At 39.0% G+C, this 19,765-nt stretch carries 22 protein-coding genes; 14 read left to right on the forward strand and 8 right to left on the reverse strand.

The window, feature by feature from the left end; genetic code table 11:
* Both B4F08_RS03680 and B4F08_RS03685 read left to right on the forward strand, forming a co-directional pair.
* Positions 1-786, forward strand: a 786-nt coding sequence (locus tag B4F08_RS03680) for a class II fructose-bisphosphate aldolase (RefSeq protein WP_291373246.1), incomplete at its 5' end; no start/stop codon positions are given.
* Between the two features lie 93 nt (positions 787-879).
* Positions 880-1,737 carry a DMT family transporter gene (locus B4F08_RS03685; protein ID WP_291373248.1) on the forward strand — a complete coding sequence of 286 codons (858 nt, stop codon included), beginning with the start codon at positions 880-882 and terminating at the stop codon, positions 1,735-1,737.
* Here the strand turns inward: B4F08_RS03685 and B4F08_RS03690 are convergent.
* Both B4F08_RS03690 and nfsB read right to left on the reverse strand, forming a co-directional pair.
* The gene (locus B4F08_RS03690) at positions 1,697-1,930 is read right to left on the reverse strand and encodes a hypothetical protein (RefSeq protein WP_086210077.1); all 234 of its coding nucleotides are present in this window, start codon (positions 1,928-1,930) and stop codon (positions 1,697-1,699) included. The genes B4F08_RS03685 and B4F08_RS03690 overlap by 41 nt on opposite strands.
* Before the next feature lie 123 nt (positions 1,931-2,053).
* On the reverse strand, positions 2,054-2,707 hold the full coding sequence (nfsB, locus tag B4F08_RS03695) for an oxygen-insensitive NAD(P)H nitroreductase (RefSeq protein ID WP_086210076.1): 654 nt from the start codon (positions 2,705-2,707) through the stop codon (positions 2,054-2,056).
* A gap of 338 nt (positions 2,708-3,045) precedes the next feature.
* Here nfsB and B4F08_RS03700 point away from each other — a divergent pair, with 338 nt between their 5' ends.
* Both B4F08_RS03700 and B4F08_RS03705 read left to right on the forward strand, forming a co-directional pair.
* Positions 3,046-3,567, forward strand: coding sequence for a YbhB/YbcL family Raf kinase inhibitor-like protein (locus B4F08_RS03700; protein WP_228147013.1), 522 nt, complete (start codon positions 3,046-3,048; stop codon positions 3,565-3,567).
* A gap of 138 nt (positions 3,568-3,705) precedes the next feature.
* The gene (locus B4F08_RS03705; protein WP_291373251.1) at positions 3,706-4,515 is read left to right on the forward strand and encodes a helix-turn-helix transcriptional regulator; all 810 of its coding nucleotides are present in this window, start codon (positions 3,706-3,708) and stop codon (positions 4,513-4,515) included.
* Between the two features lie 66 nt (positions 4,516-4,581).
* On the opposite strand, the gene B4F08_RS03710 is transcribed toward B4F08_RS03705, so the two are convergent.
* Together B4F08_RS03710 and B4F08_RS03715 are read right to left on the reverse strand one after the other, a co-directional pair.
* On the reverse strand, positions 4,582-5,301 hold the full coding sequence (locus tag B4F08_RS03710) for a UDP-2,3-diacylglucosamine diphosphatase (RefSeq protein ID WP_291373304.1): 720 nt from the start codon (positions 5,299-5,301) through the stop codon (positions 4,582-4,584).
* 89 nt (positions 5,302-5,390) lie between these two features.
* Positions 5,391-5,900, reverse strand: coding sequence for a peptidylprolyl isomerase (locus B4F08_RS03715; protein ID WP_110973981.1), 510 nt, complete (start codon positions 5,898-5,900; stop codon positions 5,391-5,393).
* A 233-nt stretch (positions 5,901-6,133) separates the two neighbouring features.
* Here B4F08_RS03715 and B4F08_RS03720 point away from each other — a divergent pair, with 233 nt between their 5' ends.
* The 3 genes from B4F08_RS03720 to B4F08_RS03730 all read left to right on the forward strand — a co-directional run bounded on the left by B4F08_RS03720 (position 6,134) and on the right by B4F08_RS03730 (position 9,445).
* Positions 6,134-7,852, forward strand: a complete 1,719-nt coding sequence (locus B4F08_RS03720) for a glutamine--tRNA ligase/YqeY domain fusion protein (protein WP_291373253.1) — start codon at positions 6,134-6,136, stop codon at positions 7,850-7,852.
* Between the two features lie 108 nt (positions 7,853-7,960).
* Positions 7,961-8,872, forward strand: a complete 912-nt coding sequence (locus B4F08_RS03725) for a bestrophin family protein (protein WP_291373255.1) — start codon at positions 7,961-7,963, stop codon at positions 8,870-8,872.
* 114 nt (positions 8,873-8,986) lie between these two features.
* Positions 8,987-9,445: an SRPBCC domain-containing protein gene (locus B4F08_RS03730; RefSeq protein ID WP_291373257.1), complete on the forward strand. Its 459-nt coding sequence runs from the start codon at positions 8,987-8,989 to the stop codon at positions 9,443-9,445.
* Here the strand turns inward: B4F08_RS03730 and B4F08_RS03735 are convergent.
* A complete protein-coding gene (locus tag B4F08_RS03735; RefSeq protein ID WP_086210069.1) occupies positions 9,442-9,981 on the reverse strand; it encodes a lecithin retinol acyltransferase family protein in 540 nt (179 codons plus the stop codon). The genes B4F08_RS03730 and B4F08_RS03735 overlap by 4 nt on opposite strands.
* Before the next feature lie 522 nt (positions 9,982-10,503).
* Complete coding sequence (locus B4F08_RS03740) at positions 10,504-11,421, reverse strand: LysR family transcriptional regulator (protein WP_110973985.1); 918 nt, start codon at positions 11,419-11,421, stop codon at positions 10,504-10,506.
* A 94-nt stretch (positions 11,422-11,515) separates the two neighbouring features.
* Here B4F08_RS03740 and B4F08_RS03745 point away from each other — a divergent pair, with 94 nt between their 5' ends.
* The 7 genes from B4F08_RS03745 (at position 11,516) to B4F08_RS03775 (ending at position 17,477) form a co-directional block, all read left to right on the forward strand.
* The gene (locus B4F08_RS03745) at positions 11,516-12,757 is read left to right on the forward strand and encodes an acyl-CoA dehydrogenase family protein (protein WP_291373260.1); all 1,242 of its coding nucleotides are present in this window, start codon (positions 11,516-11,518) and stop codon (positions 12,755-12,757) included.
* 94 nt (positions 12,758-12,851) lie between these two features.
* Entirely contained in the window at positions 12,852-13,973 is a 1,122-nt protein-coding gene (locus tag B4F08_RS03750) for a phosphotransferase family protein (RefSeq protein WP_119063456.1), read from the forward strand.
* Positions 13,970-14,668: a histidine phosphatase family protein gene (locus B4F08_RS03755; protein ID WP_086210065.1), complete on the forward strand. Its 699-nt coding sequence runs from the start codon at positions 13,970-13,972 to the stop codon at positions 14,666-14,668. Before B4F08_RS03750 ends, B4F08_RS03755 begins: the two co-directional genes overlap by 4 nt.
* A 15-nt stretch (positions 14,669-14,683) precedes the next feature.
* Positions 14,684-15,427, forward strand: a complete 744-nt coding sequence (locus B4F08_RS03760) for an SDR family oxidoreductase (RefSeq protein WP_086210064.1) — start codon at positions 14,684-14,686, stop codon at positions 15,425-15,427.
* A 152-nt stretch (positions 15,428-15,579) separates the two neighbouring features.
* Positions 15,580-15,903 (forward strand): pyrimidine/purine nucleoside phosphorylase, encoded by a 324-nt coding sequence (locus B4F08_RS03765; protein ID WP_086210062.1) that lies wholly within the window; start codon positions 15,580-15,582, stop codon positions 15,901-15,903.
* Positions 15,904-16,155: 252 nt separating this feature from the next.
* Entirely contained in the window at positions 16,156-16,875 is a 720-nt protein-coding gene (locus tag B4F08_RS03770; protein ID WP_110973989.1) for an SGNH/GDSL hydrolase family protein, read from the forward strand.
* Between the two features lie 8 nt (positions 16,876-16,883).
* A complete protein-coding gene (locus tag B4F08_RS03775) occupies positions 16,884-17,477 on the forward strand; it encodes a uracil-DNA glycosylase family protein (protein ID WP_291373264.1) in 594 nt (197 codons plus the stop codon).
* Positions 17,478-17,513: 36 nt separating this feature from the next.
* Here the strand turns inward: B4F08_RS03775 and B4F08_RS03780 are convergent, their stop codons facing one another.
* Both B4F08_RS03780 and B4F08_RS03785 read right to left on the reverse strand, forming a co-directional pair.
* The gene (locus B4F08_RS03780; RefSeq protein ID WP_086210059.1) at positions 17,514-17,951 is read right to left on the reverse strand and encodes a hypothetical protein; all 438 of its coding nucleotides are present in this window, start codon (positions 17,949-17,951) and stop codon (positions 17,514-17,516) included.
* A gap of 258 nt (positions 17,952-18,209) precedes the next feature.
* Positions 18,210-19,763, reverse strand: coding sequence for a phospholipase D family protein (locus B4F08_RS03785; protein WP_119063460.1), 1,554 nt, complete (start codon positions 19,761-19,763; stop codon positions 18,210-18,212).
* Positions 19,764-19,765: the final 2 nt, after the last annotated feature.

Genomic DNA, 19,765 nt, shown 5'->3' on the forward strand with positions numbered 1-19,765 from the left:
GGTACAGATCCAGACGTTTGCCAACGTTCAATTCAATTGGGCTTCTCATCAGTGATGATGGATGGTTCATTGGGTGCAGACGGTAAAACACCAACAACTTATGAATATAATGTTGATGTAACACGTCGTACAGTACAAATGGCGCATGCATGCGGTGTTTCAGTTGAAGGTGAAATCGGTTGTTTAGGTAGCCTTGAAACGGGTATGGCGGGTGAAGAAGATGGTGTGGGTGCTGAAGGTGTGCTCGATCATTCTCAACTTCTTACTTCTGTTGAAGAAGCTCGTCAGTTCGTTGCAGATACCAATGTCGATGCACTTGCAATTGCAGTCGGTACTTCACATGGTGCGTATAAGTTTACACGTCCACCTACAGGCGATATTTTGGCGATTGACCGCATTAAAGAAATTCATGCGGCGCTTCCAAATACCCACCTTGTTATGCACGGTTCAAGCTCTGTTCCTCAAGAATGGTTAGCGATCATTAACCAGTATGGCGGTGACATCAAAGAAACCTATGGTGTTCCTGTTGAACAACTGGTTGAAGCAATCAAGCACGGTGTTCGTAAGATCAACATTGATACAGACTTGCGTTTAGCATCAACAGGTGCAATGCGTCGTATGATGGCTGAACAACCAAGTGAATTTGACCCACGTAAATTCTTCGCAAAAACTGTAGATGCAATGAAACAAATTTGTGTTGACCGTTATGAAGCATTTGGTACAGCGGGCAATGCTGACAAGATTCGTCCAATTTCTTTAGAGAAAATGGTTGAACATTATAAATAATTCATTTTGAATGATTTATATTGGAAAAGCCCACCTTGATGTGGGCTTTTCTATGTGTGTTTATATTCAAGGCGACAATAATAAGAGTGTGCTATGAAACTGATATTTGCTGCGGCCTGTTGTAGTGTGGTGGTCTCCATTCTTTTAAAATGGGGTAAAAACAAAGGTTTTGATCCAATTCAGATGATCAGCTGGAACTATGCTTCAGCCAGTTTGTTATGCTATTTCTGGTTTAAACCTGATCTTAGCCACGTTTCTATTTCAAATACACCTTGGTGGCTGATTATAACGCTTGGTGTCTTGTTGCCGAGTGTATTTTTATTTTTAGCCAAGTCTTTGCAATATGCGGGTATTGTCAAAACAGAAATCGCACAACGCTTATCGGTAATTTTGTCTTTATTGGCGGCTTATTTTATTTTTCAAGAACAGTTTAATCAGCTGAAAATTGTTGGGGTAGGGTTAGGTCTTGCTGCCGTGATGTGCATTTTATTTACCAATGCATCGGGTGGCGGAGAGGGGCAAAAGCAGGCTGTATGGTATTTAGCACTTGTTTGGTTTGGTTATGCGCTGATAGACATTTTACTCAAATATACTACAGGCTTAGGTGTCCAATTTTCTGTTGCATTAAACCTGATGTTTATTTGTGCATTTTTATTGTCAGTTAGTTATGTTGCCGTGACCACAAAAAATGTCGGCTTAACCAAAAACGTTGTGGCTGGTTTATGTCTTGGCGTGTTGAACTTTGCCAACATCGCACTGTATGTCAAAGCACATCTGCTACTCAAGGACAGCCCTGCGGTGGTTTTTGCGGGCATGAATATTATGGTGGTACTTTTAGGTGTGCTGAGCGGACTGGTTTTATTTAAAGAAAAGCTGAAGCCCGCAACAGCGATTGGACTTGTATTGGGTATTACCAGTGTAGCTTGTTTAGCTTATGCAATGTCTGTTTAAAAAAATTGCGGACAAAAGACTGAGGGTGTTTGAGTAGATCTTCAAGCACAGCAATACCGAGTAATAAACCTGGTTGCTCACAACTGGGACAGTTAGGGTAATGGGTGTGTATTTTATTTTCATACTGACGTAAATAGATTTTATTGCAACGAGCACACTCAAACTTCATTGGCATATACGGTGTAACTGACATCAGTAACCTCACTATTTTTGTTTTGTTTAGATTGAAATGATTTAGCTTAAAAATAAATAAGCAATTTTCAGACCTAAAATATAAAGAAGGGACTTAGAGTCCCTTCTTTATATATAGCTATCATTACAGCTGCGTGAAAATATCTACGTTGTTTAGTCGAGACTTGGGTAATTTGGCATTAAAGTCGGCATCGCTACGGTAGCCCAATGTGAGTAGTACAGAGGGAATTAGACCTTTCGCGACTAAATCGAGTTCTTCACTAATGATTGACTCATCAAAGCCACCGATCGGTGTTGCATCAATTTTTTCACTAGCGGCTGCTAATAGAATTTGGCCTAAAGCAATAAAGGTTTGGTTTTCCGCCCAACGCTGAATATCGCCTTTTTCATTACGATAATAGTCTACATAACCAGAGCGACTGTCTTTTTGTCCTTGTTTAGCGGCATCGTCTTTAAAACGTCCGTTGAGCTCATCCTGATGAAGTAAATTTTCTAAATGCTGTTCAGAAATGTCGGCTTTGGTACAAAATAAAATGGTATGTGATGAATCTAAAACTTTGGGTGCATTGTATGCATATTTACCCACCAATGCTTTGGCAATTCGCTCTTTGGCGTTTGTATTTTCTGCAATGAAGAAGTGCCAAGGTTGGATGTTAATAGATGATGGCGTTAAGCGGAGAATTTCTAATAATCGAACAAACTGTTCATGAGGGATCTTTCTATTCGGGTCATAAGCTTTAGTTGTATATCGTGTTTTTGCAGTAATCAGAGTGTCCATTAGTCATCAGTCAAATCGAACTTAAAATAATTGTAATAGATAAAATAAGTTTTAGGTCCAATTTCAGCATATTTTTCGCAATGGCTTAGAGTTGCTTTATATCTACAAGTTTTCTCTTGGTCACTGTAAAACGTTAATGGTTGAGATAGCCGTAATCTATCGGGCTTATGGCAATTGATTTAAATTGATTTGTATTTGACACCTAAAAGGATAAAAGTTGCTAGGTTTTGGGATAAGTGACTGGATTTAGATATTTTATACTTTACATATCAAGAGGTATAACAATAGGGCTATCTTATATGCGTCATTTATTTTCTAAGCTATTGATTTCTAGTTGTATGTTGGGTATTGGTGCAACATCTTGGGCCGATGAATTCATACTGAAAAGTACCGATATTTCACAAGATCAATTGATGAGTCAAGCTCAGGAGTTTCAAGGGTTTGGGTGTAATGGTCAAAATCTATCACCACAACTTTCTTGGCATGGCGCGCCAAAAGGAACGGAAGCATTTGCTGTTCTAGCGTATGACCCCGATGCTCCAACGGGGAGTGGGTGGTGGCACTGGCAAATTGTTAATATTCCGAAAGATGTGACTGTATTAACGACAGGGGCAGGTGATCTTAGTCGAAACTTGGCGCCGAAGGGAAGTCTAAGTATTAAAAATGATTATGGTGTAGCAGGCTTTGGCGGTGCATGCCCACCCCAAGGACATGGTGTACATCGTTATCAATTTACAGTTTTTGCTTTATCTAAGAAGTTGGATCTACCTGAAAATGCATCAGGTGCTTTAACAGGGTATATGGTTCGGGCAAATGCTCTGGCTTCCAGCACAATAACTGCTTTATATCAGCGTGATTAATCTATATAGCCAAATACATCTCACACTGTTTCAAGCATTTACTCTGCTTTAGACAGTGTTTTTGGGAAAATTTGAATTTAATATGACTTTATTCACATTAGGTTGTATTTTATCAAAAATTAATATGATTATTGATGTATGCAAGAAGTATTAGGGTTAGTAAAAAAACTCGTAAATGAAAAGAAAAAATTACCTTTTTCGTTGTATTCATCTAAACAAGAGCAACTTATATTGAGTGCTCCGATTATAAAACCGTTAATCATATTTGTACTTTCTGGTGAAAAGCAGCTCGGCTCTAGTGGTGAGATTGTATGCCCACAAGGCTCCTTTGTATTTTTATCGAATAGCCCAAAAATAGATATGAGAAATATTCCAAATGAACATGATGAATATGTTGCAGTGCTTATAGAATTTGATTATCAGGATTTTGTTCAATTCAAACATGCAGGGGCGAGTCAGAAAAATTATTTTCAAGGGGAAATACACGATATTTTAAAAACAACGTTAATGCAATTGATTGAATGGTCACTCGTCTCTCCACCTGAGACATGGCACTTTAGAAGGCAGGAGATACTACAGCTACTTTACTGTTTAGGGTATGCAGATGTGGGCGCGATTGCGAGAAATTCTTCTCTTGGGCATCGAATACATGACATTATCAGTCATGATGTGAGTATTGCATGGAATATGAAGCGGTTATCAACGCAACTTGCAATGAGTGAATCGACCTTAAGAAGAAAACTTATTGCCGAAGAAATTGATATTTTATCTTTGATTCGCCAAACCAAACTAGGGTATGGTTTACATTTGATACAAACAACAATGGAGCCAATAGGACTAATTGCAGAGCAATGCGGCTATCATTCACAATCAAAATTTACCAGTAAATTTAAACAGTTATTTGGAATTACACCCACCGAACTTAGAAAAACACGGACACATAAGTAATGAATCATTGTAGTACTTTAAGTCAATGGCGACATAGTGTACTTGGATTAGATGTTTAAAAGATGATTAATACCGCCACGTGTTTAAATACAATGCATGATCATTTTGTGTCGGATCAATTTCTAAAATCTGAGCGGAATCTTCTTTCCAGTCACCTAACACAATTCTTTTTTTACCTTCGACATCATGAATATTGGCACGGTGGGTATGTCCATGGATGAGTAAATCGACATTTTTTAGGGCTGTTTGAACCGCGTCTTGATTCACATCCATCACTTCATAGCTTTTCAACTGCTGTGCTTGATGACTTTTTTTACGAAAGCCGTTGGCTAGTTTTTGTCTAAAGCTAAGAGGTGTATTTTTTAATAATTTCAGCAATAGTGGGTTACGAATAATTTTCCGGAAACGCTGATAAGATATATCGTCCGTGCAGAGTAGGTCACCATGTTCAATACGAATGATACTTCCTGCAATATGAAGTGTCGTGATTTCAGATAAAAGTTCCCCATTGAATTGATCAAGAAATGTTTGTCCAAGAGCAAAATCACGGTTACCTGTTAAGAAGTAGATATGATTGCCTGCATTTGAAAATTGTTGTAGCGCACTTACGATTTCATCTAGCCAAGGAGCTGTGTAGTCGTCGCCAATCCATGCGTTGAACCAATCGCCTAAAATATACAGCTGGGTATTTTTGTTTTTATAAGCATCTAATAAATCTAAAAACCCCCGAATGAGTCGAGGGTGATCTGGTGACAAGTGTAAATCGGCGATAAACAGATAGGTCACGGAAGTTTCCATTTTAATTTAATCTCCCTAAATCCCTCTTTAAAAAGAGGGACTTCCTCCCTTTTTTAAAGGGAGGTTAGGAGGGATTCTTATTCAGAAATAATCTTAGCAGATTCAATTACAACGTTTTCTAGTGGAACGTCAGCATGGTAGCCACGGTTGCCAGTACGAACGCCTTTAATTTCGTTTACTACGTCTAGGCCTTCAGTTACTTTACCGAAAACTGCATAACCCCAACCTTGAGCCGTTTTGCCCGAGTGGTTAAGGAACGAGTTGTTACCCACGTTAATAAAGAACTGAGCAGATGCCGAGTGAGGTGCTTGTGTACGTGCCATTGCAATTGTACCAAGGTCATTGGTTAAGCCGTTATCAGCTTCGTTTTCAATTGCATCACGTGTTGCTTTTTCTTTGAAGTTTTCATCCATACCACCACCTTGGATCATGAAGCCGTCGATCACGCGGTGGAAAATTACGCCGTCATAGAAACCGTCACGTACGTATTCTAAGAAGTTAGCAACAGTAATCGGTGCTTTTTCGTTGTTAAGTTCAAGAACAATACGACCTTTATTGGTGTTTAATTCGACTTGAGGAAAACTCATTGTGTAATCTCCTGATCATGGACATCAAAGCCATGGGTTTTTTGGTTGTGAGAAGCATAAGCAAACTGTAAACTACAAGGCAAGTAAAAACGTTATTTTCTTTGTAAAATAGATCAAATATCGTTTAAGGGGCTGTAAAATATTCATAAATTAGCCGATAGATCGGTTAGAATTATGCTCATGTAGCGCAGCCTATTTTTCCTCAATTTTTTCATCAAAGTGATTTTTAAACTATGAAGCCGAATGATGTTGTTTCAACACTGCCAAATAACCCGACACCAAGTAACAATGCCTCTGTCGCAGCGCAGCAAGAACAACAGCCAGGCTTAGACTTTGTGCGCCAAGTGATTACCGAAGATTTGGCCGAAGGACGTACGCAAAAAGTTGTCACACGTTTTCCACCAGAGCCGAATGGTTATTTACATATTGGCCACGTGAAAGCGATTTGCCTAAACTTTGGTATTGCTAACGAATTTGATGGTTCTTGTAACCTCCGTTTTGATGACACCAACCCTGATGCAGAAGAACAAGAATATGTCGATGGGATCGCCAATGACGTTAAGTGGTTAGGTTTTGAATGGAATGGTGAACCGCGTTATGCATCAAGCTATTTTGATCAACTCCATACATGGGCGATTCAACTGATTAAACAGGGTGATGCTTACGTTGATTTACAGTCACCTGAAGAAATTCGTTTGAACCGCGGTAACTTTATTGAGCCAGGTAAAAACTCGCCTTATCGTGATACTTCAGTTGAAGAAAACCTTGCGCGTTTTGAAAAAATGAACAATGGTGAGTTTGCAGAAGGTGAAGCTGTTCTGCGTGCCAAGATTGATATGGCATCTCCAAATGTGCATATGCGTGACCCTATTTTGTACCGTGTACTCCATTCAGAGCATCACCAAACAGGTGATAAATGGAAAATGTACCCAATGTACGACTATGCGCATCCATTATCAGATGCAATTGAAGGGATTACTCACTCATTGTGTACCCTAGAGTTCCAAGACCACCGTCCGTTTTATGACTGGGTGGTTGAAAAAGTTCACTCGGAAGCAGTACCACGTCAGTATGAGTCGAGTCGATTAAATGTAGACTACACCATTACCTCTAAGCGTAAATTACGTAAATTGGTTGAAGGTGGTTATGTTAATGGCTGGGATGACCCACGTATGCCAACGGTTGTCGGTATGCGACGTCGTGGTTTTACCCCAGAAGGTCTACGTGACTTCTGTAAGCGTGTAGGTGTATCGAAGTCAGATGGTATTGTTGATGTTGCAATGCTTGAATACTGCATCCGTCAGTCTTTGGAAAATACAGCTGCTCGTGGTATGGCAGTATTGAATCCACTCAAAGTCACACTCACAAATTTGCCTAACGATATAGATTTAACTCATTCACGTCATCCAAATGTAGACATGGGTGAGCGTGTGATCCCATTAACATCTGAAATTTATATCGACCGTAAAGACTTTGAAGAAGAACCACCAAAAGGCTTCAAGCGTTTAATTCCGGGTGGTGAAGTTCGTCTACGTCATGCTTATGTGATTAAGTGCGATGAAGTAATTAAAGATGAAAACGGTGAAGTGGTTGAATTGAAATGTTCAATTGACCCTGAAACTTTAGGTAAAAACCCTGAAGGTCGTAAAGTTAAAGGTGTGATTCATTGGGTATCTGCGACAAAAGGTATTTCAGCTGAAGTCCGTATTTATGATCGTTTATTTAACGAAGCAGCACCTGATGCGGATGATGATTTCCTTGTACATCTCAACCCTGAGTCATTGAAAACTGTACAAGCAGTGATTGAGCCTGCACTTGCACAAGCACAGCCTGAAGAACGCTTCCAGTTTGAACGTGAAGGTTATTTTGTTGCAGATCAGTACGACCATAGCAGTGATAAACCAGTGTTTAACCGTATTTTGGACTTAAAAGATAGTTTTAAGCCGAAATAAGGCTTTTGCTTAAACAGTAAATAAAGCTATGCTTTTATGGATGTGGAAATAGATATAAGGCTCAACTTCGGTTGAGCCTTTTCGTAGCGAAATCAATAGGAATGAACTGTGATTGTTCGAGATAAAACCAATAGTTTTGCATTACTCTTTGCATGGCGTGGCACCATACTCCCCAAGGTTTTTCCTGCACTAATGGTTGGTGTTCTGATCTCAACGCTATTGGTTTATTTATCTACACAGCATTTTGTTTCTGTTCCTGCGGTACCAACTATTGGTTTCACCGTGTTTGGTGTGATTCTTTCTATATTTTTAAGTTTTCGAAATACGGCATGTTATGACCGTTGGTGGGAGGGGCGCAAGCTGTGGGGTGCATTGATTGCCAATTCGAGACATATAATTCGTGATAGCTATGTATTAAATGATACAGCGCGTGAAGTTTTAATGTATCGCGTCATGTTATTTAGTCATTTACTCCGTGACCGTTTACGCAAACAAAGCTATGCATTTGAACATTATAGAGAAAAAACACAATTCAAAGATGAAGAGTGGCAAGTGTTAAAGAATCATTCAAATCAACCTCAATACGTATTAGAGCTTGCACAAAAAGATTTGACCGTCCTTTATAAGCAAGGAGAAATTAGCGACATTATTTACAGTGGTTTACGCCAGCATACAGTTGCAATGGGAGATATTCATGCAGGTTGCGATCGTATTTCATCGACGCCATTACCATTCTCTTATTCTGTTCTATTACATCGCGCCGTGTATTCTTTCTGCGTGATTTTGCCCTTTAGCCTAAGTTCCAGTTTAGGTTTCTGGTCACCCGTGATCGTGGCATTAATTGCTTATCTTGTTTTAGGTTTAGATGCGTTAAGTGCAGAGTTAGAAGAACCTTTTGGGCTTCAGGAAAACGATTTGGCTTTGGATGCAATTGTTCGTGGAATAGAACGTGAAATGCTCAGCTCTCTCAAACATCCTCTACCCCCTGAAATGAGTCCACATAAAGCGAATCTGCGTTAACTAAAACAAATACTCAAGAGAAGATCGGCATCATCTAAGCCATAACAATTCTTCGATATTCTTGGTTCATCAAGATGTGCTATCACTAAGCTTAAAAATGATTAGGATATAAAAATGACTACAGTAATCGAAACCCAAATGTTGATTCGGCGTTCCGTGAATATTGTGTTTAATGCCTTCGTTGACCCACTCATTACCACTAAATTTTGGTTCAGTCAGTCATCGGGTTATATTGAAAAAGGGGCTGTTGTGGATTGGACATGGGATAAATACCAAATTACGCACTCTATTCATGTATTACAAGTCGTTGAGCATGAACTTATTAGTATTGAATGGGAAGCACCTAAAACCAAAGTTGACTTCGTATTTGAGCAAATCGACAGTATGAATACCTATGTCATGATTCGAAACTATGACATTGAGCTTCAGGGCAATGAGTTGATGCATTACGTGATGGATGCTACGGGTGGTTTTACGACCGTGCTTGATGGTGCGAAAGCTTGGTTAGAGTATGATATTCAACTCAATTTGGTTGAAGACAAGTTTCCGCCATTTCAACTTCGTTCGCGTTAGTGATTTTTTTTAGAGCGTTGTTCTTTAAACTCAAGATAGCTACCAATCTGCCGTTTGGCTTTATCACGTAATTTTTTCTTGATATAGAGTACCAAAGCAAAACAGGTCGTGGTGAGCGTTAACATGAGGCTGTTCATAAAGCTCATTACAGAACTGACGTAACCAATAGTCGTCAGTCGGTTCATCATCTTAATGACTTGTGGGCTGCTTTCAACGCCCGTAATGGCCCAGGTACACAAGTGTTCACAGTTATTAATAATAAGATGATAGTTGTTTTCATGCATACGTGACCGCATTCGTCGCACAACCTTACGGCCCTTATACTTTGGGTTTTGGTATTGATTAACAATAATTTTACGTCCATGACTGAAATTTTCAATCGAGGTCATTTCAATGGGGTGCTTTCTAAAAAGATGAGCAAAACCTGAATAATGAATCACACGCCCACGCCCAGCATAGATGCCGTGATGCGTATAGCCAAAATGCTTGACTATGAGATGAGCTCCCAAAGGATAGTGTGGTTTTTGTTGTTGCATACCTATATGTGCTAATTCATTACAGTTGTCTTTTATCTCTATTTTAAAGCTTCTGCTTAGAATAAGCGACTATTTAGTAGGATTAGCTTTGATCTGAGTTTACGATACTGTTATTCAATAAAGCGAATTAGCATCAAATTTAAAGTCACGTTTTCATTAGATATGCAGTCTGGAAAGCAAAGCTGAAAGCTTATAATTTAAGATAATTTTCATAAAAAACACAATCCTGATGTGTATGCTTTGATTTCAACCAAAGCTTAATATGCATATTTCATCGCCTACTTTTACATCTATCTACATTCACAACTACATCATCCATACGGTCTCACCATGAACACTGACATGGTGATTTAGGATACAGATACAATTTTTTGTCACTGCCTCGATAATGAATAAACTAAACCAAGGGATGATAGTTTTGTTAATCAAGGTACAAAAAATCTTTCTATAAAGCATCTATATACAGGTTAGCTTGGCTCTATAAAATAGCCTAAGCAAAAAAAAGATATAATAACAAATAGCCTAAGCAAAAATTTTAAAAATTTCAGATTTCAAAAAAAGATGTCTTTTATTTTCAGACAAATTCTTATGCCAATAAATACCAATATTCATTTTCGGCAGTTCAATAGGCACATCAAAAATATTGAGAGACGGAGAGATATTGAGATGAGTCAGAATATTTTTAGGAATCGTTAAAATTGCATTGGGGTATTGCTCTAAAATTTGCAATGCAGTGGAATAGTGTTGACAGCGTAAAAAGACCTGCCGAGATAGTTGTTTCCGATTTAAATAAATGTCTTCAACCAAAACGCCAGTACGCCGCGAAGACACACCAATATGCGGGGCAGCCAAGTAAGTATTCGCATCAATCTGTTTAAGTAGTGTACATGCGACAAATTGGTCCTTAACTAAGCTATTAAATTGAATTCTTTCACCAAAATTTTGCTCTAAGTCAATCACAAAATCAATTTGCTGAGAAACCAAATCAGCATCGACTGTTTTGCGGTCGAGTTTGCTACTTACGAATTGAATACTTAAGCCAAGTTTCTGAAAGTGAGCAACTAACTTTGGGAAAATAATAGGTTCGATTTCATCATGAATGGCAATTTTTAAGCTGTTTACCATGTTTGGATCAAAGCTTTGCTGCTGAATAGAGATACTTTGAATTGCAATTAGAGCACTTTTAATGATGGGATAACTTTGCTCGGCAAAAGGGGTTGGAAGCATTTGGCTGCCCGAACGAACGAACAAATCATCTTTTAAATGCCCCCGTAAGCGTTGCAAGGCATGGCTTGCCGCAGATTGTGTAATCGACAAGATCTGCGCTGCTTTTGAAATACTTTTTTGCTCATAAATGGCAATAAAAAGTGGGTATAAATTAATATCAATACGATGAAAAAGTCCCATGTCGATAGGAGACTTACTATGAATATTAGTCATGTTTGTCTATAAAATAAAATCATTTTGTTCATATTAGTTTTCAGGTTATGTTGATGTAAAGCGGAAATATCAAAATATATCGAAGGAAGTCGTCATGTTTGAACTATCAGCACGTGCTCAAGATTATGTACAACGTACTAAACAATTTATTCAAAATGAAATTGAACCTATTGAAATCGAGTTCTGGCATGAAGTACATGAGCTCAATCAAGGTGGGGACTGGACTAAATGGCAGTGGCCTGCACAACTTGAAGTGCTAAAAGCAAAAGCAAAAGCTGCGGGTTTATGGAATATGTTTTTGCCGTGTCCAGAATTGGGCCAAGGTCTATCCGTACAAGAGTATGCTCACATTGCAGAACTTACAGGTCGGAGTCTTCTTGCGCCGACCGTATTTAACTGTAATGCACCTGATAGTGGCAATATGGAAGTATTATGGCGTTATGGTTCAGAAGAGCAAAAGCAACAATGGTTGACTCAACTCCTAGATGGAAAAATTCGCTCTGTTTTCTGTATGACAGAACCTGCTGTTGCTTCATCTGATGCGACCAATATGCAAGCAACAGCTGTGATCGAAGGCGATGAAATTGTCTTAAATGGACGTAAATGGTGGTCTTCAGGCTTAGGTGACCCAAATGCCAAAATTATTATTTTTATGGCGCATACACCCGATGAAACCAAAGATCGCCACCATCAACATTCGATGGTTCTAGTGCCTGTTGAAACTGCTGGAGTCAAAATAGAACGGATGTTACCAGTCTTTGGTGACTATGATGCTCCACATGGTCACGGCGAAATTAGCTTTAATAATGTTCGTGTACCTGTTTCTAACTTTATTGGTGGCGCAGGTCAAGGTTTTGAGATTGCGCAAGGTCGTTTAGGGCCTGGACGTATTCATCACTGCATGCGTTGTATTGGGGCTGCGGAAAAATCTTTAGAGTTAATGATTGACCGTGGGATGAGCCGTACTGCATTTGGCAAAGAAATTTTAAAACTAGGTGGGAACCTAGAGCGTGTGGCAGATGCGCGTGTTGCGATTGATCAAGCACGTTTATTAACCTTGTATGCTGCGTATAAAATGGATACTTTAGGGAATATGGCGGCATTAACAGAAATCTCTGCCATCAAAGTGGTTGCACCAAGTGTGCTTGAAAAAGTGGTTGATATGGCCATTCAAATTCACGGCGGTGCAGGAGTATCACGAGATACACCTTTGACTGGCTTCTTTGCTCAAGCTCGTTCACTGCGTTTGGCAGATGGACCAGATGAAGTGCATAAAGGCATGATTGCCAAATTAGAGTTAGCAAAACGTGGACATAGTACACGTCGTAAAAAATAAGAGTGGGATAGATCATCTATTTGGTTCGCAGTTTGAAAAGAATAGATGATCTTCTAAACCGTGAAGAAAAGATTGATAGTTTGGGAAAAAGAAAATGTCAGCGATTGATGTAGGTGGAACAGTTCGGGCGGGTGAAGAACTGGATGCTGTAGCCGTAGAAAACTGGCTCAAAGCACAAGGTGTCGACTTACAAGGGCAGGTCGAGGTGACACAATACTCTGGTGGTGCATCGAACTGGACGTATCGGTTGAAATACGACAATCTTGACCTGATTTTACGTCGCCCGCCTAAAGGGACCAAAGCCAAATCTGCACATGACATGGCACGTGAATATCATGTACAAAAAAACTTAAGTCCTTTTTATCCTGTTTTACCTGAAATGGTTGCATTGTGTCAGGACGAATCTGTTCTTGGCTGTGACTTCTATGTAATGAAACGCGTAGAAGGCATTATTCCACGTGCTAATTTGCCTAGAGAGTTGAATTTCAGTGAAACCCAAGTTCGTGAGTTATGTGTCAATGTGATTGATAAACTCATCGAGTTGCATCAAGTACCTTATCAAGGCACAGAACTGGAAAACCTAGGCAAGGGTGAGGGTTACTGCCGCCGTCAAGTTGAAGGTTGGGATGCACGCTTTCAGAAAGCCAAAACCATTAATGTGCCTTCATTTAAATATGTGCGGAATTGGCTCAAAGACAACATTCCTGCGGATTCAAAAACCTGTGTGATTCATAATGATTGGCGTTTTGATAATGTCATTTTAGATCCGAATCATCCGACGCAAATTATTGGCGTTTTAGATTGGGAAATGGCAACGCTTGGCGATCCACTCATGGACTTAGGTTCGGCTTTGGCTTATTGGGTTGAAGAATCTGACAATGCTTTGTTTAAAGCGACACGTCGCCAGCCGACTAACTTAAAGGGAATGTTCACACGTAAACAAGTGGTGGATTATTATTTAGAAAAAACAGGCTTAGAAACGGACAATTGGACTTTCTATGAAGTCTTTGGCATTTTCCGTTTAGCTGTAATTGCACAACAGATTTATTATCGTTATCACCATAAACAGACCAATAACCCTGCCTTTAAAGATTTTTGGATAGTCATTCATGCTTTACACATTCGCGCGCTCAAACTGATTGGTTTACAGAAAATTGAGGCCAATGATGTGGCACAAAAATATATTGTCAAAATGAAGGAAATTTTAGGTAAATGACCACTATTTATTTCATTCGCCACGGACAAGCATCTTTTGGTGCTGAAAGTTATGACCAACTTTCACCAAATGGAGAGTTGCAAGCCAAAATTTTGGGTCAATATTTTGATCAAATTTTAAAAGAAGCACCTGTAGCGGTGTCTGGCTCTATGCAACGACATCAGCAAACCGCGTGTATTTCTTTGGCGGAATGTTTTCCTGAAGTGGATGTTTTGACCAATTCTGCATGGAATGAGTTTAATCATCAGCAAGTCTTTGCTCACTATGAACCGCGTTTTAATGAGCCGCACTTACTCAAAGCTGATGTGGCCAAAGAATCCAATCCACGTGCTTATTTGGCCAAGATATTTGAAGGGGCAATTGAACGCTGGACAGGTGGTGACTATCATCATGAATATGATGAATCGTGGCCTGCTTTTAAAAGTCGTATTGAAGGTGCTTTACAAGATTTGTGTGATGAACTGGCACAAACTAAGCCTCGTTATGCAGTGGTATTTACGTCAGGCGGCGTAATTTCTGTGGTGGCTGGTAAGCTGTTAGGACTGAGTCCAAATAAAACCTTCGCTTTAAATTGGGCCATTGCCAACAGTAGTATGACCACTTTGCGCTTGGTGGGGAATGAACCACAACTGTTAAGCCTCAATGAACATCATTTTATTAAAGCCGAAAACTCAAACTTATTGACATGGATCTAAGGGAAGGATTAAGACATGGCTAAAACAATTTTAATTACAGGGGCAAGTTCTGGTATTGGTGCAGGTATGGCACGCGAATTTGCACAGAAAGGCTACAATTTGGCTATTTGTGCACGGCGCTTGGAACGCCTTGAAAGCTTAAAGCAAGAACTTGAAAGCCAGTACGGGGTAAAAGTCATAACTAAAGTTTTAGATGTGACCAATTATGAACAAGTCTTCGAAGTGTTTCGCGCATTTAAACAAGACTTTGGTCATTTAGATCGAGTCATTGTCAATGCTGGAATTGGTGATGGGCGTCGTATTGGTAAAGGAAGTTTTGCAATTAATAAAGCTACGGTAGAAACCAACTTTATTTCAGCTTTGGCACAGTGTGAAGCTGCGGTTGAAATTTTCCGTGAGCAAAATGCAGGACATTTGGTTGTTATCTCGTCTATGAGTGCAGTCCGTGGTATGCCGAAACATTTGACAGCATACGGTGCAAGTAAAGCAGGTGTTGCACATTTGGCTGAAGGGATCCGTGCAGAACTGCTGAATACCCCAATCAAAGTCACCACGATTTTCCCTGGCTATATTCGTACCGAAATCAACGAGGGTGCTAAACCACTGCCTTTTGAAGTGGATGAAAAAACAGGTTCACGACTCTTGGCAGCAGAAATTGAAAAAGCTCCCGTAAAAGCCTATGTTCCTAAATGGCCTTGGTTACCGCTCGGTTTAGCGATGAAAGTTCTACCACTGAAATTGGTTAATAAACTGGGCTAATCCTTGAGATAAAAAGGCTGTAAATCAGCCTTTTTATCTTGAACAATGTCAGGGTATTTCTAAACAAATACTGTTATGTCAGATGAGCATTTGAATGGATTCATGAGTTAGTCATAAAATCAGTGTAGCATTGAAGAAAAGAGGTGATGAAGATGTCAAATCAGTTCGACTTTGTTTCGGTAAGAAAAAAACCCAATGTTCACTTTGGTGGGCGCTCAATCAGTCATGTCATTCAATGTGAAGATGGTTCACAAAAGACCCTAGGGGTTATTTTGCCTACAGATCAACCTTTAACTTTTGAAACACATGTTGCGGAACATATTGAAATTGTTTCAGGTCAATGCCAAGTCAAAATTGGGTTACAGACTGAGATGATGCTTTATCATGCGGGTGAAAGTTTTGATGTGCCTGCCAATAGTCGCTTTAGTATGATGGCAAGCGAAGTGGTTGATTATATTTGTCATTTAGAAAAATAAAAAATAAGCTGAAAAGAGATGGATTTTTGACTTGATCTACTGAGAGTATAAATCGCTCGACTGGCATGTTTATGGTCGTTCATATATTAAAAATAGTGAATTTGAATGTAGGAAATGCCACATGTTTACTTTGTGTGTTATGGCAGTTTTCTAAATATGTTTTTTAACTTTACAGTTTTTCATTCTTTGCATGGATTCAATTCAACGTATACTGTTTTTATATTTAGGCTACCGAAGATCTAGTTAGCTAACATGCGCTTAAAAATTTATACACTTGTTTTAGTTCCTGTCATTCTTTTACAGGGTTACCAAGTAAAAAAAAATACACCACGACTGCCCGAGCCAATTGGTGAGCGCGTTGGAAAAAAAGGTGTAGGCAAAACACTGTCATTACTCATTTTGGGTGACTCAGCGGCAGCAGGTGTTGGTGTAAATGTGCAGGATGATGCGTTATTGGGTTCAATTTTAACTGAGCTGTCATCTGAATTTAGTATTCAATTTTATTTACATGCAACGACTGGCTTCACCACAGATCAAGTCATTCATGCCATTCAAACACTTGAGACACGACATTTTGATGTGATTATTACTTCTGTCGGTGTCAATGACATTACAAAATTTACCTCGCCACGGGCTTGGATCGTAAAACAGAAACAACTTTATCAAATACTCAAACATAAATTTAGCCCACAACTGACGATTGCATCGGGAGTACCTCCGATGGATCAGTTTCCTGCACTTCCAAACCCACTTGCATGGTTATTTGGTCAATATGCTAAAGCGATGAATTTAAAACTCAGTCAATTTGTTGCGCAAGAACAGCAGATGGATTGGATTGAATACGATTTAGAGAAATTTAAAAATCTGAATTTGGATATGGCAGAGGATGGCTTTCACCCGAGCAAAGAAATTTATCAGCTATGGGGTAAACAAGTAGCTGAAAAAATACGTCAGCATTTTGAACGGGTTTAAAATAATTTATGACGACCTCAGTTGAAATTGAAACACATCCACTCAAACCGTTTTTACCACAGAATGCCAAATTATTAATACTAGGTAGTTTTCCTCCACCGAAAACACGCTGGAAAATGGATTTTTATTATCCAAATTTTCAAAATGATATGTGGAAAATATTTGGTCTGTGTTTTTTTCAAGATAAAAACTATTTTCTCAATATCGAGCAGAAGACATTTAAAGAACAACAAATCCGTACTTTTTTAAATGAACGAGGTATTGCGATATTTGATACAGCCTATAAAGTGATCCGCCAAAAAGGCAATGCTTCGGATAAGTTTCTACAAATCGTTACCCCGACTAATCTACAACATTTACTTAAACAAATGCCCGAGTGTCATAATGTCATGACCACCGGTGATAAAGCCACTGATACGCTCATGCTGTCTATGCCTAATGGGACTTTAAAACCACAAATTGGAATGAAGTCTGAGACACATTTTGCAGGACGAGACTTGAGTCTGTATCGCATGCCATCCTCTTCGCGCGCTTATCCTTTGGCTTTAGAGAAAAAAGCTGATGCTTATCAATGCTTATTTAAAGAAATAGGCTTACTTTAAGTCATTTTAGTTGATCTGATGGATAAATGATTTGTATTAATCATCATATTCAACATAGTCCCATAAATTCAATCGTGCTTTAATTTGCTGGCGTAGTTGTGGTAGTAAGGGAAATAAAGTTCCATCTAACCAGAGACTGAGTGCACTTGAGGAAAGAGGACTTCGACTTTCATCTATTAACTGGGCACCTTTGATGAGAACAAAGGTTTCTTCGGTTACTGGCGTTTCTATTCCTTTAAACTGGATCAATAGTTCATGTCCAGTATCTTGGATGAGCCATTCGAGTTCGATTTGAATATTTTCGTTGGACTTTAAAACCACTTGTCCTTCTATATTGTCTTGATCACTTAAACAATCATGCTCTACACGAACTTTACTTAGAACCCACTCTTGCTTAGCCAAATCATCAAGTGTTTTATATGGGGTTAAAATATTGCTTAAATTAAACTGTTGGCTTAAATCAAAAAATTGCATTACTGAGCTTTAAAAGGAGGGATATAACGAAAGTTGGATATGTTAAATCAAAGTCTGGAGTGAGTAAAATCTTTCAAAGCTATGAGCGAATTTAAGTATTAAATAAGATGAGTTTGGGCTCATTTTTTCATAACGTTCACTACATTTGGCTTTTAGCTCAACTTATTTTTAAACCAAATGATCAATATGAAGACTTTGTGCAGTGTATAGTGAGTCGGAGTAAGTGAGTTAAAATGTTTGATCGTCATCTCTTTGTCATTACATCATCCATTCAATAGGTAAATATGAGACAGTTTTCATCATAAATCTTTGGAATTTGGTTGTTTCGGGTTCTTTATGGTGTTCAATAATAGTGCCATCTCTTTGACGGTCGAGCCAAATGAGTTGACCTTGTTTATCGAGTTTTAATTCATAGGCAATATGAGGCAAATACTGATCTAACTTTTCAGAAATTGCATTTTGTAATTGATCCGACTCCACGACTAAGCCCACTTCTGTATTTAAATGAGCTGAACGTGGGTCGAAGTTAAATGAACCAATGAATACTTTTCCATCAATGTCAAAAAATTTGGCATGTAATCGAGATGAGCTTCTGCCTTTTGCTGGAATCACATTACCTGTAGCAACTTCATACCATGTTCGATTTTCTCTTTCAATATAAGGTTTAAACTCATACAGCTTTACGCCATTTTTAAGTAAATCGTGGCGATATTTTTTATAAAATGCATGAACGATTGCCACATCATTGGCAAATAAAGAGTTGGTCAGAACGCGAACGCGAGTACCATTTTTCGCAAGGCTTGAAAGATACTCCGTACCAGCCGTTGTTGGAACAAAATAAGCTGAAACTAACTCCATATGCTGTTCGGGCTTGCCCATCAAATTAAACATTTGATTGACAATCATTTCATGAGGCTTTGCATTCGCACGAATTTTATTGGGAGAGTCTGCAATAAAATGTGCTTTAGCCCAATTTACAGGGTGTTGATTCAGCTCTGTATTGACTTCTGATCGTGCCCGATCAATTTTTCGCTCAATGACGTTTTTATCTAAAGCATCAGCTTCGTAATGTTGTCTCAAATCAGTCAGCGCTTGTTGAGTTCCTTGACCGATTAATTGTGGTACAGCGTAGCTTAAGTCATCATTCCAAAAGTCTAGAAATACACGATTGGCTTGCTCTACAGCTTGCCCATAAAACAAAATGTCTAAATCGGTAAATTGGAAGTTTTCACTGGCGTCAAAGTATTCACTACTGATGTTACGACCACCAGTTACGGCAATGGCGCCATCGGCAATGATAAGTTTATTATGCATACGATGGTTGATGTGCTTGAAGCGGAAAGCATAATCAATCACACGTAAATGTCTGTATTTGTAAGGATTGAACAATTTAATTTCAAAATTGGGATGAGCGACTAATGTTTTGAACGTTTCATCTAATGCAGTGCCGTTTTGGTCATCAATTAATAAGCGTACTTTTACACCACGATCCGCAGCATTTAGCAGTTCATGTAACATCATATGACCAATAAAGTCATCCCCCCAAATATAGTATTGAACATCCAGACTGTGTTTAGCTTCGCGAATCAAATGTAGACGTGAAGCAATACTCATGAAGGCCTCATCAAGCGCCAAATAGGCTGTAAGCCCTTGCTTTTGCTGTGTAGATACGTCTTGCTCATTGAGCCAATGCTGTGCAAAAACTTCGACTGGGGCTGAGGGCTTAGCCTGATTGGGGGCGAGTTGGCATCCCGCTAGTGTAAAAGCTGTACTCAGTACAATTAGTGGTCTACAAAAAGTTGATATCTGCATAT

The organism is Acinetobacter sp. UBA6720, assembly GCF_002454215.1.
Taxonomy (GTDB): domain Bacteria; phylum Pseudomonadota; class Gammaproteobacteria; order Pseudomonadales; family Moraxellaceae; genus Acinetobacter.